Source organism: Mesorhizobium sp. RCAM 06353 (assembly GCF_059683585.1).
In genome coordinates, this window is sequence record NZ_CM185031.1 from 4,602,975 (window position 1) to 4,620,092 (window position 17,118).

A 17,118-nucleotide genomic window follows, 5' to 3' on the forward strand; every position below is an offset into this window, starting at 1 on the left:
TCCAGCCGGTTTCGTCTGGTTTTCCGCCATGTTAAGGGATCGACCTACACCGCCAGTTGATCGAGCGCGGCGTAATTGGATCGATTCATGTCCCTGCCGCCGCTTTCGCCAGAACAGCTCGTCAAGCCGCGCCATTTCGAACTGCGCATGAGCCTGATTTTCGGCACGCTGTTCATATCGCTCGGCACGCATCTGCCCTATTTCCCGCTCTGGCTACAGGCCAAGGGGTTTCACGCCGAGCAGATCGCCGTCATCCTGGCAGCGCCCATGTTCCTGCGCGTGGTGGCGACACCGCTGCTGACGACGCTCGCCGATCGGGCGAGGGACCGCGCCAATGTCTATGTCGCGCTGGTGGCAGCCTCGCTGTTGCTCTCGGCGGGTTATTTCCTCGCCCCGACCTACGCGATGGTGCTGGCGGTGTCGCTGGCGCTGACCATTGTCTGGACGCCACAATCGCCGATTGCCGATTCGCTGGCGCTGTCGGGTGTGCGTCGCTTCGGCTCGAACTACGCAAGCATGCGCAAGTGGGGGTCGATCTGCTATCTCTGCGCCAATGTGGCGGGCGGCTTCATCCTGGCGGCCACCGGTCCCCAGGCTGTGCCGGTGATCATATTCCTCGCCCTTGGCGCGGCACTCGTCGCAGGGCTGCTGGCGCCGCGCATGGGGAGGCCGCGAAAAGCTTCGCCGCTGTCGGCGGCGGAAATCCAGCACGCGGCGCCGAGCCTGTTCAACGCTTATTTTCTCTATTTCACCTTTGGCGTCGGCATCATCACCGCCAGCCACGCCTTTCTGTACGGCTTCGTTTCCATCTACTGGAAATCGATCGGCATCGGCGATTCCGTCGTTGGCCTTCTATGGGCCTGGGGCGTCGTGTCAGAAGTCTGCATGTTCTTGTTTTTCAATCGCATTTTCGCCTCCGTATCTGTCGTCAGGGTGATGGTGATCGCCGGCATCGGGTCGATCGTGCGCTGGATTATCTTTCCACTGGTATGGCCGCTCGGCCTTGGCATCCCCGGCTTCTTCGCCGTGCAGTCGCTGCATTCGGTGTCTGTCGCAATGGTGCTCATAGGCCTGCAGAGAATGATCGCTGAGACCGTCTCTGAAGAGCGCACGGGCGCCGCGCAAGGCATCGCCTATTTCTTCAACGGCTTCTTCATGGCCGCCGTTACGCTGGCTTCCGGCCCGCTCTATGACCGTCTCGGCGTCGATGGTTTCCTGGTGATGATCCCGATCGCGATCGTTGGCCTCGTGCTGATCGGGCTTGCCGCGCGCTCAGCCCCAAAGCGCCCGGTCCGGAGGGGAGACGAGCGAGCCCTGGTAGATGAGGCCGGGCACACGGTCGCGGGCAAGTAACAGCGGACCGTCAAGGTCGACGAAATCGGCGTCCTGGGCGAGCAGGACCGCAGGCGCCATCGCCAGCGATGTGCCGACCATGCAGCCGACCATGACGCCGAAACCCAGCTCGCGGGCGCGGTCACGCAGCACGAGCGCCGCCGTGAGGCCCCCCGACTTGTCGAGCTTGATGTTGACGGCGTCGTAGAGACCAACCAGCGTTTCCAGGTTCTTCGCCTCATGGACGCTTTCGTCGGCGCAGATCGGCACCGGATGCGCGATGTGACGCAGGATTTCGTCGTGGCCTGCCGGCAGCGGCTGTTCGACGAGCGCAATGCCTTGCTCCGCGGCGAAAGCGAGGTTTGCAACGATGTTGTCGTCGGTCCAGCCCTCATTGGCATCAAGGATGATTCGGCTCTGAGGTGCAGCCCGCCTCACCGCCTGGATCCGGGCGATGTCGTTGTCGCCGCCGATCTTGACCTTCAGCAGAGGCCGGTCCGCATTGGCACGGGCTTGTGCCGCCATCGCCTCGGGTTCACCGAGCGACAGTGTGTAGGCGGTTTCGAGCCGACGCAGCGGGGCCGGCCAGATTGCGTTCGCCACCGGTATTCCGCTAATCTTTGCCTCAAGGTCCCACAGGGCGCAGTCTATGGCGTTGCGGGCGGCTCCCGCCGGCATTGCGTCGAGCAGGGCGATCCGGTCGATGCCGCCGGCGATCTGGTCACGCATTGCCTCGATCGCGGCGTGCACGCCGTCCATGGTCTCGCCATAGCGCTTGTAGGGAACGCACTCGCCGCGACCGACATGCCCGTTTTCGCTGATCGTGCAGGTGATGATTTCGGCCTCGGTCTTGGAGCCGCGCGAAATGGTGAAGGTGCCAGCGATGGGAAAACGCTCGGCCTCAACCGAAATGACACGCCCCATATTTTTCTGCTCCGGCTATGCGACAAACGTGGTCGGCAAATCGACAGGTCAGACCCGTCAGGCTAAACAGGACGCCATGTTGACCATCGGCAAGCGCGACGCAAGCGGTACGGCCGCCTCGGAGCCTGACCACCAACCACACGTGGCGGTCGGCGAGGAGGGCGGCGTTCTCGGCTGCGCGTTCTCCGGAATCTGGACGACACGGACCGTGGCGCTGATCGACGCCGACATGCGCAAAATCGAGAAACGAAGCGGTTTCAAGACCTTGGCGCTCGATCTTTCGAAAATCGAGAAGATCGATACCGCCGGTGCGTGGCTGATCGACCGGCTGGTCAGCGCCTTCGAGAAGAAGAACGTCGAGGTCCGGCTGCAAGGCCAAAGCGAGATCGCTTCCATCCTGCTCGACGCGGTGAGCGAGGCTGTCCGGCGCGAGCCCGAATCCGCGCCGGCGCGGCCGCCCAACATCGTCATTCGCGCCCTGGAGGCGGTTGGCCGGCGCGTCTACGAGATGCGCGATGATTTCCTCGCGTCGATGAATATTTTGGGCGCCACCATCCGTGGCGCGCAGATGAAGCTCGGCCGCGGCCATGCCGTCAACCCGGCGGCGATCTTCAACCAGATCGATCGCATGGGCGTCGGCGCCATTCCTGTGGTGGTGCTGATGTCGGCGATTGTCGGCGCTATCGTTGCCCAGCAGGGCGCCTACCAGCTCAGCTATTTCGGTGCCGACCTCCTTGTCGTCGATCTGGTCGGCGTACTGATCCTGCGCGAACTCGGCGTGCTGATGACGGCAATCATGATCGCCGGCCGCTCCGGCAGCGCGATCACCGCCGAGATAGGCTCGATGAAGATGCGCGAGGAGGTCGACGCGCTGAAGGTTATCGGCCTCAACCCGATCGGCGTTCTGGTGTTTCCGCGGCTGGTCGCGCTTGTCATTGCGTTGCCTTGTCTGACCATCATCGCCAATTTCGCGGCGCTTGGCGGCGGTATGGCCGCCGCCTGGCTTTATTCCGGCATTACGCCCGCGGCGTTTATTGACCGGCTGCGCATCGCCATCGACCTCAGCACCATCTTTGCCGGGCTGATCAAGGCGCCTTTCATGGCCATGATCATCGGCACGATCGCCTCGGTCGAAGGCATGAAGGTCGGCGGCAGCGCGGAATCACTTGGCCAGCATGTGACCGCCTCGGTGGTGAAGTCGATCTTCGTCGTCATCATCCTGGATGGGCTTTTCGCCATCTTCTACGCAGCGATCGCGTTCTGACAGATGGCGGAGGGCAATGGCATCAAAATGAAGGAAGTGGACGACAGCGAAATCGTTCTTTCGGTGCGTGACGTCACCGTTGCTATCGACGGAAAGCTGATCCTCGACAAGCTTTCGCTCGATATCAGACGGGGCGAAATCCTAGGCTTTGTCGGCGCCTCGGGCGCTGGCAAATCGGTGCTTTTGCGCACCATCCTTGGCCTGCTGCGCAAACAATCTGGAACGATCAAGTTGTTCGGCGTTGATGTCGATAAAGCGAGCGACAGGGAACGTCTGCGCGTCGACATGCGGCTTGGCGTGCTGTTCCAGCATGGCGCGCTGTTTTCGGCTCTGACCGTGCAGGAAAATGTGCAGGTACCGATGCGCGAATATCTCGACTTGCCGAAAAAGCTGATGGACGAGCTGGCGCTGCTGAAGATCGAACTGGTCGGGCTGCCGCCGGACGCGGCGCAGAAGTTTCCCTCCGAACTTTCCGGCGGCATGATCAAGCGCGCGGCACTGGCTCGCGCTTTGGCGCTCGATCCGGACATCGTCTTTCTCGACGAACCGACGTCCGGCCTCGATCCGATCAGTGCGGCCGAATTCGACGAACTCGTCGTCAAGCTGCGCGACACCATGGATTTGACCGTCTATATGGTCACGCATGACCTCGATACGCTGTTTACCGCCTGCGACCACGTGGCGGTGCTCGGCAAGAAGAAAGTATTGGTCGAGGGCACTATCGACGACATGCTGAAGAGCGAGGAACCGTGGGTGAAATCCTATTTCCGCGGAAAACGCGCCCGGCAACTTGATCTTGCCGCACGTGCATAGCCATAAGTGAAGCCATGGAAACCAGAGCCAACTACGTCATTGTCGGCATTTTCACGCTCGTTGCGATCCTGGCGGCGTTCGCTTTTGTCTATTGGACTGCCGCGATCGGCGACAGGGGCGAGACCACGCTGCTGCGCGTGCGCATTCCGGGTTCGGCTTCCGGCCTTGGCCCAGGCAGTCTGGTGCTGTTCAACGGCGTCAAGGTCGGTGTGGTCAAACGCGTCTATCTCGACCTCGACAATCCGACGGTCGCCATCGCCGACACCGAAGTCGACCGGCTGACACCAATCACCAAGTCGACGCAGGCCGATCTCGGCCTTGCCAACCTCACCGGCCAGGCCAATATCGAGCTCAAGGGTGCCGATCCCAAGGAAGTCAAACTTCTCGACCAGGCAGAGAAAGAAGGCAAGGTGGCCGAGATTGTCGCCAACCCTTCGGCCGTGACCAACCTGCTGCAGACGGCGCAGAACATCTTCACTCGTGCTGACAAGGTGCTGACCGAACTCGAGGGCTTCACCAAGGATGTTCGCGGGCCGCTGACGCAGACTGTCCAGAACGTGCAGACATTCTCCGACGCACTGGCCAAGAATTCCGACGGCATCGACAAGTTCCTGACCGCCGTCAGTGCGCTATCCGATGAACTGAAAGGCGTTTCCGGCAAGCTGGACGGCACGCTGAAGGCCGCCGAGGGGATTCTCAATGCTGTCGACAAGGACAAGATCAAGAGCATTGTTGCCAATGTCGACACGGTGACCGCGAATCTCAAGGAGACATCGCAGCAGCTCGACGGCGTGATCAAGAATGTCGACACCGCGGTCGGATCCGTCAATGATTTCGCCAAGCAGACGCAAGGCACTCTGGCCAAGGTCGATGGTGTGCTCGACGGCATCGACCCGGCGCAGGTGCGCACAGCTCTCGCCAACATCCAGAAGGCGAGTGAAAGCGCCGACAAGGCAGCCGCCGACATCGCCGTCGTGACCAACAAGTTCGCCAACCGGGCCGACGACATCGACCAGACGATCAAGGACGCCAAGCAACTGGCGCAGCGGCTCAACGACGCCTCGGTGCGTGTCGACGGCATCCTCGCCAAGGTCGATACCTTGCTCGGGTCGGGACAGGCCGATGGCGTGATGGCCGACGCCAGGGATACGCTGAAGTCGTTCAAGCAGGTCGCCGATACGTTGAATGCGCGGCTTGGCGTCATCACCGACAATCTGGCGCGCTTCTCGGGCCAGGGGCTGTCGAACGTAGAGGCGCTCGTACAGGACAGCCGCCGCTCGATCAGCCGCATCGAGGAGGCGGTCACGGATCTCAGCCGCAATCCGCAGCGCATTCTTTCGGGTGGCGACGGCGAGGTTCGTCAATTCGATGGCAGGGCGCGACGTTGACTTCGGCATCGGCGCGCCCCAAGAACATGAGCTGCGGATGCGGGTTGATCTTACGATCCGGGGACAACGGGGATCGCGCGTGAAGTCGGTGTGGGTGAGAACGGGTGGATTGACACCGGCTGCGGCGCTGCTTGCGCTATCTCTTGGCGGCTGTGCGGTACTGGGCGGCAAGCCTGCGCCGCTCGACACATTCGAGCTTTCGGCGCCGTCAGTTGACGCCCATGGCCACAGCCGCAAGCAAATCTTGATCGCCCAGCCTTCGGCGCTCAAGGCGCTGGACAGCCAGAACATCGTCATCAAGCCTTCCGACCGCTCGATCCAGTACCTGAAGGGCGCGCAATGGGCCGACCGTCTGCCGCTGATCGTGCAGGCACGGCTGGCCGAGACCTTCCAGCGCTCTGGCAGCTTTGCCGGTGTCGGCAAGCCGGGCGAGGGCCTGGCGATCGATTACCAGGTGATCGTCGAGATCCGGTCCTTCGAGGTGCGCGTCGAAGGCGGCGAACACGCCGAGGTCGACCTGTTCGTGCGCATCCTCAACGACCGCAACGGCGAGGTGCGCGCATCCAAGAGCTTTACGGCTTCCGCGCCTGTTTCGGGCAGTGGCAACCCTGCCTATATCAGCGCGCTCGACAGCGCGTTTGGGGATGCCGCCAAGCAGATCGTTCGCTGGACCGATTCGGTGATCTGAGCCGCATCAAAGAAACCTGCTGAGACGCTGGTGCTAACCGACGGGTATCTGATCCGTCTTACATCACCAGTCAGCTGCCTGGGATAAAATGGAAAGGCGGGCCGCGACCCGCCTTTTGTCTTTCTGCGCGGGCGCGGTCTTAGTGCAGGCGGCCGCTGGCGTGAGCCAGCATGGTGTAGACCTTGCCGGTGTCCGAGGTCAGGTAGGTCTGCGCCATGATGTTGTCGCGGTCGTTGCGCGAGACATCCTTGAGCAGCTTCTCGAAGTCGTCGCAGTACCGGTCGACGGCGGCGCGGAATTCGGCCTCGCCTTGATACTTGCGGCGGATTTCGTCGAACGTCTGCTGGCCCTTCAGCGTGTAGAGCCGGCGCGTGAACACGTCCCGCTCGCCGCGCCGATAGCGGTTCCACAACTCGATCGAAGCATCGTGGTCGATGGCCCGCGCGATGTCGACGGAGAGCGAGTTGAGCGATTCCACGACATGCAGCGGCGAACGCTGGGCAGGGGCCGCGCGCGGCGCTTCAGCAGGCGCCGAGGGCGGTGCTGCCGGCCTGAGCTCGGCATCGTTCGACGCCGCGGTCAAGAGGTCACGCACCCAGCCGCCTTGCGGCGTGCGGGCGTTGGCGTCAGGACGCTGGCGCGGTGCCGCTTCGGCCGGACGCTCGAGATCGAGCGTACCGCGCAGCGCGGTGCCGCCCAGAGGTGCCTGGGGCGTGCGAAGCTCCGGCTGCGGCGCCGGCGCACGACGCGGCGGCTCGGCAGGACGTGCCGCCGGTGCTTGCGGCGCCGGGCGCAGGTTGCGTGGCTCCGCAGTATCGCCGCCGCCGCGGCCGGACTTCGCAACGATGTCCGAAAGCTCCTTCAGGGCGTTGATCTGCTCGGAAACGGCGCGGCGGATGGCAGAGGTCGATTCCTTTGCCTCTTCCGGCATCTCGATGACGCCTTTCTTGAGCTCGGCGCGGGTGAGGTCGAGCTCGCTCTTGATCGAGCTCGCGGTGCGCCGCATCTCATCGGTCGCATCGGCGAAGCGCTTGGTTGCCGAATCGACGACGTCGGTGATGGCGTTGCGGATCTTGTCGGCCGACTCCATCGTCTTGCCTTCGGCGTTCTGCAGCGTCTGGCCGACGAGGTTTTCGAACGAGCGCATGACCCTTTCGAGATCTTCCGACTTCTTGACCAGGCCAACGGCGAGGTCTTCGAGCGACGACTGCCTTTCCAGCGTGTGCTCGAGGTTGCTCTGGGCGGAGCTCAACAGGTCCGACGCGCTGGCCAGCAGACGGCTGTGTTCATCGAACTTGGTGGCGATCGAGGCCACTTCGCGCAAGGTCGACGATGACAGTTCCGTCAGCCTTGTGGTGTTCGAATCGACCAGACGCGCCGAGCTGGCGAAGGTCTGAGCCGCCTTTTCGGTGGTCGCCGCGAAGCTCTGCGTGCTGCCGCTCAGGCGTTCGTCGACCTGGCCGAGGTTGACCGCGGCCTGCTCGATCAGCTGACCGAGCTGCGAGCTGGACTTGGTCATGCGGCCGATGAGATCGGCAACGCTGTCGGACAGCGACGAGCGGGCGCCTTCCACCGCCGACAAGGTCTCTGCGGTGCGGCTGGCGAGCGCGTTGACCAGGGCAGCATTCTCGCTGCGCAGCTTCTCGGTGGCGCGTTCGGTGACCTCTTCCATGCTCTTCTGCAGTTCCGAGCCACCCTGGGCGAAGCGCTCGACCAGAGGCCGTGCAGTCTCGTCGAGGATTTTCGACATCTCGGCCGACCGCGCCGCGAGCATGGTGTTGAGTTCGCGGGTGTTGGCGCCGATCGTCTTGGCGGCATCGTTGGTGCTCTGGCCGATATGCTGGCCAACCGCGGTGAAGGTCTCGGCGATCACGTTGGCACGCGAAACGAGCTGCGCCTCGGCTGTCGATACCTGCTCGTTGAGCTTCTGGCCCATTGCCTCCGCGGTGTAGGCGAGCCGGTTCTCGACGCTGGCGATCTGCTCCTCGACACGGGCGGCCGCGGCCGCCGCGCTCGATGCAAGACGCTCGTCGGCGCCGGCAAGTGCCTGCTCGATTTCGCGGGCGTGCACGGCCATCTCCTGGCCGGTCTGGCGCGCACGGTCGGCAACCCTTTGCTCGGTGCTGGCGAAAGCACCGACGATGGTCTGCGCATGCTCGCCGATCGTCGACGTGCTGTCGGCGATGCGCGAGACCAGGCGCTGGTCGGCATCGTCGAAGATGCGGCCGATTTCCGAAGCACGGTTGGACAGCGCGTCCGAGCCTTCCGCGATGCGTGAAACCAGCTGCTGGTCGGCGGCGTCGAAGATGCGGCCGAGGTCCGACGCGCGGGCCGCGAGTGCCTCGGCGGATTCGCCGATGCGCACGCCGAGCCGCTGGTCGGCGCTTTCGAAGTTGCGCAGGATGTCGCCGGCGCGTGCGGCCAGCGATTGTGCCGTCTCGACTGCGCGGGCAACCAGTTTCTGGTCGGCCGCGTCAAAGGCGCCGGCAATCTCGTTTGCACGGGCGGCCAGATGATCCGCGGTGTCCTGAGCCCGGGCGGCCAACTGGTCGGTGGTTGCCTGGGCGCGTGCGGCGAGCTTCTGGTCCGCAAGGTCGAAGGTGCCGGCGATCTCGCCGGCGCGGGCGGCCAGCTGATCGGCGGTTTCATGGGCACGGGCCAGCAGCGAGCTGGACGTGTCGTCGGCGCGGGCAAGCAAGGCGTTCGATGTATCTTCGGCACGGGCGTGGAGGCGACGATCGGCCTCCTCGAAGGTGCGGGCGATGTCTTCGGCCCGCGCCAGGAGCGCGGCGGACGTCTGCTCGGCGCGCTCGGCGATCTTGCGATCGGCGTCACTGAAGGCCGCACCGGCCTGCTCATGCAGCGTGCTGGTGACTTCCAGGACTTTTTCACGCAAAGCACCGGCGACGAAGACCGCGCTCTTCTCGAGCACGCTGCGGACGTTGTCGACACCGGTCGACAGCGCACGCTCCATGGTGCCGGCGCGTTCCTCGATGATGCCGGTCTGACGGCTGAACGCCTGCTCGATCTTGTCGACATCGGCGGCGATCGCGGCCGAAATGTCGGTGCTCCGGGCGGCGATCTGGTCGATATGGCCGGACAACGAGCGGTCGACGTCCTTGCGGGTCTCGGCAAGCTTGCCGAGATCGTCTTCCAGCGCGCGGGTGAGCATGTCGCGGCCTTCGGCCAGCTTGCCGACATGGCCGGCGATGATACCGTCGATCTCACCGCGGCTTTCGGTCAGCTTCTGCAGGTCGGCCTCCAGGACCCGCGAAAGCTGCCCGCGATCCTCCACCAGCTTTTCCGACTGGCTGGATATGACACCCCTGATGGTGTTCAGGTCCGATTCCAGCGCGCGCTTGAGAATGTCGCGGCCTTCGGCGAGCTTCTCGACCTGGCCGGCGACCAGACCGTCGATGCTCGAGCGGCTGTCGGCCAGCTTGGCGAGATCGGCTTCGAGGGCGCGTTTGAGTACATCGCGGCCTTCGGCCAGCTTCTCGACCTGGCCGGCAACCGGGCCGTCGATGCTGGAGCGGCTTTCGGCCAGCTTGGCAAGATCGTCCTCGAGGGCTCTCGACAGAGTCGAACGATCCTGGACCAGCCTCTCTGCATGGCTGTTGACCAGGCCGCTGACGCTCTCAAGGTCGGCTTCCAGAGCTCGCGCGAACTGCGCGCGGTCATCGACAAGCTTCTGCGCCTGGTCGTTAACTGCACCTCTGATTGTGTTGAGGTCGGTTTCCAAAGCCCGCTTGAGGATATCTCGGCCTTCGGCGAGCTTCTCGACCTGGCCCGAAACCAGCCCGTCAATGCTCGACCGGCTCTCAGCCAGTTTAGCCAGATCGTCTTCCAACGCCTTGGACAGCGTCGACCGGTCCTGCACCAACTTTTCGCCATGGCTGTTGACGAGGCTGTTGACGCTTTCGAGATCGGCTTCGAGCGCCCGAGCGAACTGGGCGCGATCGTCGACCAGTCTCTGCGACTGGTCGGCAACGGTGTTCTTGATCGTGTGGAGGTCGGCTTCCAGGGCGCGCTTGAGGATGTCGCGACCTTCCGACAGCTTCTCGACCTGACCGGCGACCAGACCGTCGATGCTGGAACGGCTGTCGGCCAGCTTGGCGAGGTCGTCCTCTAGGGCCTTCGACAGGGTCGAACGATCCTGAACCAGCCTGTTCATGTGGTCGGCGATGACGCTGTTCACATTCTGCAGGTCGGCTTCCAGGACCCGCGAAAGCTGTCCGCGGTCCTCCGCCAGCCTTTCCGATTGGCTCGATATGACGCCCTTGATGGTGTTGAGGTCCGATTCCAGGGCGCGCTTGAGAATGTCGCGGCCCTCGGCCAGCTTCTCGACCTGACCGGCGACGAGGCCGTCGATGCTCGAGCGGCTTTCGGCCAGCTTGGCAAGGTCGGCTTCGAGCGTCTGCGACAGCAGGCTGCGGTCGTTGGCAAGCTTGACCGAATGATCGTCAAGCAGGCTCCTGATGCCCGAGAGGTCGTTCTCGAGCGAACGGCCGAGGTGGCCGCGGTCTTCCACCAGCTTTGTCGAATGCGCCTCGATCAGGCTCTTGATGCCGGCAATATCGTTTTCCAGGGCCTTGGCGAGCACCGCACGGCCCTCGGCGATCTTCTCGACCTGGCCGGCGACCAGACCGTCAATGCTGGCGCGGCTGTCGGACAGTTTGCCGAGGTCTGCTTCCAGGGCGCGCGACAGGATGTTGCGGCCTTCGGCGAGTTTTCCAACGTGGCCGGCGACCATTTCGTCAATGATGGTACGGGCTTGTACAAGTTTCCCGGAGTCTTCGTTGAGAGCCAGAGAGAGCCGGTTGCGGCCTTCTTCCAGCCTTTCGAGATGGCTGCCGAGCGACGCGTCGATGGCAGCACGCGATTCGTTGACCTTGCGCAGATCCTCTTCGAGGGCGCGCGCGATCAGGGTGCGGCCTTCGGCCAGCTTCTGCACCTGGTTGGTCACCGCGGCATCGATGCCGGCGCGACCCTCGGCGAATTTCGCCAGGTCCGCCTGCATGGCGTCGGCCATGCGTTCGCGGCTTTCGGACAGCTTGCGGCTGTGGTTTTCGACGGCTTCCTCGATGCCGACACGGGCGTCGGCAAGCCGCTGGATGTCACTGTCGAAGGAACGCGAGACGACATGACGCGCCGCTTCCATGCGCCCGGCAAAGTCGCTGGCGCGGGCTTCGAGCATGCTCGACGTCGAGGTGACGATGTCGGCCATGTCGGCGCCGATCTGGGTCTTGCCCTGATCGATCATCGCCGACAGCGTATCCTTGCTCTCGGCGAAGGTATGGGCGATTTCGCGGGCGCGTTCGACCAGCGTCTCGTTGATCTGGCGGGCACGGGCCTCGAGCGCGGCGTTGAGCTTCTGGGTGCCGGTGTCCAGCGCCTCGGCGCGGGTCTGGAACTCGCTGATCAGTGCCTGGCCGCGTTCGGCCAGCGTGCGCTCGATGCCGTTGAGGCTGGCTTCGAATTCCGAATTGAGCGTGCGCGCGGCGCCGCCAAGCAGCGACACCATGCCGGTGGTGCGATCGTCGAGCAGATCGGTCAGCGACCGGGTCAGGCCGTCCGTCGTGTCCGTCAGCTTGGCAATGCGCGTGTCGAGCAGGCTGGCGAAGGCCTCGCCAGAGGTCGACAGCCTGTCGGTGATGTTGTCGAGCCGCCCTTCCACGGAATCGAAGATCGACATCGAGCTTTCGTTGATGCGGTCGATCAGCGTGTCACCGGAATTGGTGATCGTCATCGACAGCTTGGTCGATGCGTTGAGGATCGAGTCGCGGATGATGTCGCTGGCAGCGCCGATTTCGTCCCTGAGCGTCTCATGCGCACCCGAAATCGAGGCGCGGACGCGCTCCGCATGGGTGACGACCGCCTCGCGCTCGCTGCCGAGCCCGTCGACGAGCGAACGGATGCGGGTTTCGTTTTCCGAATAGGAGCGCTCGATCTGGTTGACTTCGCTGTGGACCAGCGTTTCCAGTTCCACGGCGCGGGCAAGCGTGCGTTCGATGCCTTCGCCCATGGCCGCCACCTCGCGGCGAACGGCACTGGCCGATCATCATGACGCGGTCCTGCGCCATGTTTTCCGGCTCGGTCAGGCGGAAGGCCACCTCAGTCATCGACTGTGCGGCAATGCGCATGTCCTGGGCGCGGCGAATCATCGCCGCGAAGGCCCAGAACAGGATGATCGGCACGATCGCCGCGATGGCGAGGCCAATCAGTTCGGGACGGGCCAGGAACTGGTCGAGTGTGCGGATCCGCCAGATGCTCGGTCCGAACAGCAGGTTGGCCAGCCCGCCGGCGCCCGCGATCCAGGCGAGCGAGACAAAGGCAATGATCCAATAGACGGTGTTGGAGGCACGCCTGTTCAGGCTGTGCAGGAGAGTCTTGTAGTCCTTCTGACGATCGTCATTGGCCGGCGCAAAGCCCGTGGGCTGCGGGCCATTGCCATTGCGTGTCTCGACGGGGCGCAGTTCGGCGGGCTTGGCCTTTGGCGCAGCCTGATTGGCAATGGGGGCCTGATTGGCGGCGGGGGCCGGCTTCTGGCTGCGTCCCTCGCGGGCCAGTTCGTCGGCGGCTTGAGATATCTGCGCTTCCAGATCTTCCATCGAAGCCGCGATATCGAGATCGCCGCTGCCGACATCGCTGCTGAGGTCGAGATCGAGCGCTTTTTCCAGTTCCCTGGCCACGTCGCTGTCGAGATTTCTCGTCGTCGTCGTTGGTTTCTTTGCCATGCCTTCGCTACCCTGTACTAGCTGCCGCGGGCTTATAATTGTCTTTGTCGTACCCCGCGCAGGAGGCTGAAAATGGACCCCTCGTATCGTAATGACACAGGGGGGTAAAGAAAACATGCATTCCGCGAGATACGTAAAACTTTAAATATAAGGTTAACGGAAGCGTGATTTGGGCGCCGCTTTCGCAACATTTTTCCCGGCCATTCATTAACCCGTTGTCCATTGGATTCGCCTAGTTTTCCAGGCGACCGAAGAAACGGAGTTCGAGTTCATGCGTGGCGAAAGCGGCATTGCCTTCTCAATGCCCGGGGGCGACGTATCGGGAACCAGGCAGTCCCGACCGGTCGATTTGGCACACCTTGCCCGGCAAACGATGGGCGACCGCGCCCTTGAGCAGGAAGTGCTGGCGCTGTTTGTACAGCAGGCGCTGTCCGTGCGCGACAAAATAGTCGATGCCGACATCAAGGACAGGCTTTTGCTGGCGCATGGATTGAAAGGGTCGGCTCGCGGCGTCGGCGCCTTCGCCATCGCCGATTGTGCCACCGAGATCGAGCGGCGGCCGGAAGACAACCAGACACTCAAACGGCTTGGCAAGCTGATCGACGAAGTGCGCGATTTCATCGCCGCCATCAATCGCTGATCCTGGTTTGTGGAAAAACGTCAAGGAGCGGCGCTTTCGCGCGGCAGTTGACTTGTCTGCCGGAGTGATTATCTCGGCGGTAACTCCCTTCAGGTGACAAATGACCAAGCTGACCTTCATCGCCCATGACGGCACACATTTTGACATGGATGCCGAAAACGGCTCGACGGTCATGGAAAACGCCATCCGCAACGCCGTGCCCGGGATCGAGGCGGAGTGCGGCGGTGCTTGCGCCTGCGCGACTTGCCACGTCTATGTCGATGAGGCGTGGACGGCGGAAGTCGGTGAACCGGAAGCGATGGAAGAGGACATGCTGGACTTCGCCTATGACGTCCAGCCGAATTCGCGGCTGTCCTGCCAGATCAAGGTGCGCGACGCGCTCGATGGCCTGGTGGTGCGGGTGCCGGAGCGCCAGGGCTAAAGGCGCCTTCGGCCCACGTTCCAATTTCTTTGGCACTTGCTGCTTGGCAGCAGGCCACGGCTCATGCAGTCTCGCCCCATTCCCAAGGGGACACATCGCATGACCGAAACAATCAAGACGGACGTTCTCATTGTCGGGGCAGGGCCTGTCGGCCTGTTCGCCGTGTTCGAGCTTGGCCTGTTCGACATGAAGTGCCACCTGATCGATATTCTCGACCGGCCAGGCGGCCAATGCGCGGAACTCTATCCGGAAAAGCCGATCTACGACATCCCCGGCTGGCCTTCGATCTCGGCGCAAGGGCTGGTCGACAAGCTGCTCGAGCAGATCCATCCGTTCAAACCCGACTTCACCTACAATCGCATGGTCTCCAGCCTCGAAAAGCTGGAGGATGGCAGCTTTCGCGTCACCACCGACGAGAACGAGGTGTTCGAGGCCAAGGTGGTGGTCATCGCCGCCGGCGGCGGCTCGTTCCGGCCGAAGCGGCCGCCGATCCCGGGCATCGAGCCCTATGAAGGCAAGAGCGTCTTCTATTCGGTGCGCCGGATGGAGGATTTTCGCGGCCACGATCTCGTCATTGTCGGCGGCGGAGACTCGGCGCTCGACTGGACGCTGAACCTGCAGCCGGTGGCAAAGAGCGTGACGCTGGTCCATCGGCGCCCCGAATTTCGCGCCGCGCCCGACAGCGTCAACAAGATGTATGCCATGCACGAGATGAAGGAACTGGAATTCAGGGTCGGCCAGGTGACCGGGCTGACCGGCGCCGACGGCCAGTTGTCGTCGGCCACCATCAAGGGCGGTCCGGACGGCGATATCGAAGTGCCATGCACGCGTATGCTGCCGTTCTTTGGTCTGACCATGAAGCTCGGGCCGATCGCGGAATGGGGGCTCAATCTCCATGAAAACCTGATCCCGGTCGACACCGAGAAGTTCCAGACGTCGGTGCCCGGCATTTTCGCGGTCGGCGACATCAACTGGTATCCGGGCAAGCTGAAGCTGATCCTGTCGGGCTTCCATGAAGTGGCGCTGATGGCGCAGGCCGCCAAGCGCATCATCAGCCCCGGCGAACGGATTGTGTTCCAGTACACGACATCATCAACTAGCCTGCAGAAGAAGCTCGGCGTCTCCGGCTAGAGCTTTTTCTGATGCAATTCCCAAGGGAAAGCGCCATGCGCTTTTCCCAGAAAACCGTTTTGCACTTTTCCTGGAATTGCTGCTTACTCCGCCAGGATCGGCGCCGGATTGTCGACATGACCGCGAAGCTCTTTCTCGGGCATCAGCGTCAGAGTGATGAGCCCCAGGACCAAAGTGGCGGCCGCAACGAGAAAGATCATCATGAAGGGTTGGACGGATACGGCATGTCCAGCCATCTGCACGCCTTCGCCGGCCAGTGGCAACCCAAAGCCCAGAGCGACGGCGCCAAGAATCGCGACCCCCAACGCACTGCCCAGCGAACGCAGGAAGGTCAGCACGCCCGTTGCTACGCCAAGGTGCATGCGATCGACGGCGTTCTGCACGGAGACGGTGGTTACGGGAAATGTCGTCCCGGTTCCCAATCCGATGCAGATGGTCAGCACTTCGACGACAAGCAGCGATGCATGGCCGGCGACAATGGCCAAGAGGCCCATGCACAGCGAGGCGAAGATGACGCCGGTCATCGCGATGCGCTTGTAATGGGTGAAGCGCGGTATCAGGCGGCCGCTGGAAGCGGCGCCGCCCACGGTTCCAAGCAGAAGGCCAAGCATCGCAATGCCCGACTGGCTCGCCGTCAGGCCAAGTATCGACTGCAGATACACAGGCAAGTAGACGGCAAGGCCGACGCTGGAGGCCTGGAACAGGAACATCGACAGAGTGCCGGCCAGGACGATCGGATTGCCCAGCACCTCGAGCGAGATGAGCGGTTCGGCGGCTCGCATCAAGCGCAGGGCAAAGGCGCCCCAGAAAACGGCGGAGCAGGCCAGGACGCCAATGACTTCCCGCGATAACCAGGGGTAGGCGCTGCCGCCCCAGTTCAGCGCCAGCAGCAGCAGGGCCGTTGCCACGATGAGAAGCAACGCGCCAAGACCATCGATGCTGTGATTCTTGGCGGCGATCGGCAGCTTCTTGAGCGGCTTGTTGATGATCGCCATCGCAAGGAAGCCCAGCGGGATATTGATCCAGAAGATGAGCGACCAGTGCAGATGTTGGGCGAAGGTGCCGCCCAGCAGCGGCCCGGCGACGCTGGCGACGGCCCACGTACCGGAGAACCACGCCGCATAGCGCGCTCGCTCTCGCGGCGGCACAAGGTCTCCGACCACCGTCTGCGTCAGGGCAAAAAGGCCGCCGCCACCGGCGCCCTGGATGGCGCGTCCCAGGACAAGGACGAACATGTTGGGAGCCATTGCGCTGACCAGCGATCCGGCGAGAAAGATAAGGATTGCCGCATAGACGGTCGGCCGACGGCCATAGACATCGGAAATCTTGCCGTAGAGCGGCGCCACGGCGGTTGCCGTCAGGAGGTAGCCGGTGACGATCCATGGCAGGTATTCGGCATGGCCGAGCGAGCGCCCGATGGTCGGCATGGCCGGCGCGACGATGGTCTGGTCAAGTGCGGCCAGCAGCATCGACAGCAGAACGCCGCCGATGATGGCGTTCTTCTCGCTCTCGGTCAGTGGTGTGGCGGCAGCCGCCATTGTCTGCTTGTCGGCAGCCTGGTCCATAGTCGTTGTCCATGTGCTTTGCGCGCTATCCGGGTCACCGTTGGGCTTGCCTGGTGTGTCCGCCGCGTGATCGGTCGTGGTGCTCGTGCCTCGAAGGTTGTGCCCTGCCAACCCCGTGATATGTCGTTCCGTATAAGCCGATTTCGACCTCTGCTCGAAAATTTTTCGAAGCTGGCACTACGCTTCGGCGTGGTTGGCCTGCGTTGGCGCCATCA

General features: G+C 63.2%; 12 protein-coding genes. 9 read left to right on the plus strand and 3 right to left on the minus strand.

Annotated elements, in window-relative coordinates:
• The first annotated feature begins 87 nt into the window (after positions 1-87).
• Positions 88-1,353, plus strand: coding sequence for an MFS transporter (locus AC56QX_RS22125; protein WP_497110618.1), 1,266 nt, complete (start codon positions 88-90; stop codon positions 1,351-1,353).
• On the opposite strand, the gene dgcA is transcribed toward AC56QX_RS22125, so the two are convergent.
• A complete protein-coding gene (gene dgcA, locus AC56QX_RS22130; RefSeq protein WP_497110619.1) occupies positions 1,273-2,256 on the minus strand; it encodes an N-acetyl-D-Glu racemase DgcA in 984 nt (327 codons plus the stop codon). The genes AC56QX_RS22125 and dgcA overlap by 81 nt on opposite strands.
• 76 nt (positions 2,257-2,332) lie before the next feature.
• On the opposite strand from dgcA, the gene AC56QX_RS22135 reads away from it, so the two are divergent.
• From AC56QX_RS22135 to AC56QX_RS22150, 4 genes are read left to right on the plus strand one after another with little or no spacing between them, the layout of a single operon-like run.
• A complete protein-coding gene (locus AC56QX_RS22135) occupies positions 2,333-3,520 on the plus strand; it encodes an ABC transporter permease (RefSeq protein ID WP_497110620.1) in 1,188 nt (395 codons plus the stop codon).
• Between the two features lie 3 nt (positions 3,521-3,523).
• Positions 3,524-4,333, plus strand: a complete 810-nt coding sequence (locus AC56QX_RS22140) for an ABC transporter ATP-binding protein (RefSeq protein ID WP_497110621.1) — start codon at positions 3,524-3,526, stop codon at positions 4,331-4,333.
• A gap of 14 nt (positions 4,334-4,347) precedes the next feature.
• On the plus strand, positions 4,348-5,721 hold the full coding sequence (locus AC56QX_RS22145) for an MlaD family protein (protein WP_497110622.1): 1,374 nt from the start codon (positions 4,348-4,350) through the stop codon (positions 5,719-5,721).
• Between the two features lie 37 nt (positions 5,722-5,758).
• Positions 5,759-6,409, plus strand: a complete 651-nt coding sequence (locus AC56QX_RS22150; protein WP_497110624.1) for an ABC-type transport auxiliary lipoprotein family protein — start codon at positions 5,759-5,761, stop codon at positions 6,407-6,409.
• A gap of 139 nt (positions 6,410-6,548) precedes the next feature.
• On the opposite strand, the gene AC56QX_RS22155 is transcribed toward AC56QX_RS22150, so the two are convergent.
• Complete coding sequence (locus tag AC56QX_RS22155; protein WP_497110626.1) at positions 6,549-12,434, minus strand: kinesin; 5,886 nt, start codon at positions 12,432-12,434, stop codon at positions 6,549-6,551.
• Between AC56QX_RS22155 and AC56QX_RS22160 the strand changes: the two genes are divergently transcribed.
• From AC56QX_RS22160 to AC56QX_RS22175, 4 genes are all read left to right on the plus strand, one after another.
• Positions 12,433-13,167 (plus strand): hypothetical protein, encoded by a 735-nt coding sequence (locus tag AC56QX_RS22160; protein ID WP_497110628.1) that lies wholly within the window; start codon positions 12,433-12,435, stop codon positions 13,165-13,167. The two genes, AC56QX_RS22155 and AC56QX_RS22160, sit on opposite strands and share 2 nt — an antisense overlap.
• Before the next feature lie 250 nt (positions 13,168-13,417).
• Complete coding sequence (locus AC56QX_RS22165) at positions 13,418-13,786, plus strand: Hpt domain-containing protein (protein ID WP_172228633.1); 369 nt, start codon at positions 13,418-13,420, stop codon at positions 13,784-13,786.
• Positions 13,787-13,886: 100 nt separating this feature from the next.
• Positions 13,887-14,207: a 2Fe-2S iron-sulfur cluster-binding protein gene (locus AC56QX_RS22170; protein ID WP_027044661.1), complete on the plus strand. Its 321-nt coding sequence runs from the start codon at positions 13,887-13,889 to the stop codon at positions 14,205-14,207.
• Positions 14,208-14,306: 99 nt separating this feature from the next.
• Positions 14,307-15,338 carry an NAD(P)/FAD-dependent oxidoreductase gene (locus AC56QX_RS22175; RefSeq protein WP_497110629.1) on the plus strand — a complete coding sequence of 344 codons (1,032 nt, stop codon included), beginning with the start codon at positions 14,307-14,309 and terminating at the stop codon, positions 15,336-15,338.
• Between the two features lie 83 nt (positions 15,339-15,421).
• On the opposite strand, the gene AC56QX_RS22180 is transcribed toward AC56QX_RS22175, so the two are convergent.
• Positions 15,422-16,903, minus strand: a complete 1,482-nt coding sequence (locus AC56QX_RS22180) for an MDR family MFS transporter (RefSeq protein WP_497110630.1) — start codon at positions 16,901-16,903, stop codon at positions 15,422-15,424.
• Positions 16,904-17,118: the final 215 nt, after the last annotated feature.

Excerpts from the sequence above, each read along its gene's own strand:
- AC56QX_RS22160 (WP_497110628.1), top strand. The coding sequence starts at position 12,433 with ATGGCCGCCACCTCGCGGCGAACGGCACTGGCCGATCATCATGACGCG.
- AC56QX_RS22125 (WP_497110618.1), top strand. The coding sequence starts at position 88 with ATGTCCCTGCCGCCGCTTTCGCCAGAACAGCTCGTCAAGCCGCGCCAT.
- AC56QX_RS22170 (WP_027044661.1), top strand. The coding sequence starts at position 13,887 with ATGACCAAGCTGACCTTCATCGCCCATGACGGCACACATTTTGACATG.
- dgcA (WP_497110619.1), bottom strand. The coding sequence starts at position 2,256 with ATGGGGCGTGTCATTTCGGTTGAGGCCGAGCGTTTTCCCATCGCTGGC.
- AC56QX_RS22135 (WP_497110620.1), top strand. The coding sequence starts at position 2,333 with ATGTTGACCATCGGCAAGCGCGACGCAAGCGGTACGGCCGCCTCGGAG.
- AC56QX_RS22140 (WP_497110621.1), top strand. The coding sequence starts at position 3,524 with ATGGCGGAGGGCAATGGCATCAAAATGAAGGAAGTGGACGACAGCGAA.
- AC56QX_RS22165 (WP_172228633.1), top strand. The coding sequence starts at position 13,418 with ATGCGTGGCGAAAGCGGCATTGCCTTCTCAATGCCCGGGGGCGACGTA.
- AC56QX_RS22180 (WP_497110630.1), bottom strand. The coding sequence starts at position 16,903 with ATGGACCAGGCTGCCGACAAGCAGACAATGGCGGCTGCCGCCACACCA.
- AC56QX_RS22175 (WP_497110629.1), top strand. The coding sequence starts at position 14,307 with ATGACCGAAACAATCAAGACGGACGTTCTCATTGTCGGGGCAGGGCCT.
- AC56QX_RS22145 (WP_497110622.1), top strand. The coding sequence starts at position 4,348 with ATGGAAACCAGAGCCAACTACGTCATTGTCGGCATTTTCACGCTCGTT.
- AC56QX_RS22155 (WP_497110626.1), bottom strand. The coding sequence starts at position 12,434 with ATGGGCGAAGGCATCGAACGCACGCTTGCCCGCGCCGTGGAACTGGAA.
- AC56QX_RS22150 (WP_497110624.1), top strand. The coding sequence starts at position 5,759 with ATGCGGGTTGATCTTACGATCCGGGGACAACGGGGATCGCGCGTGAAG.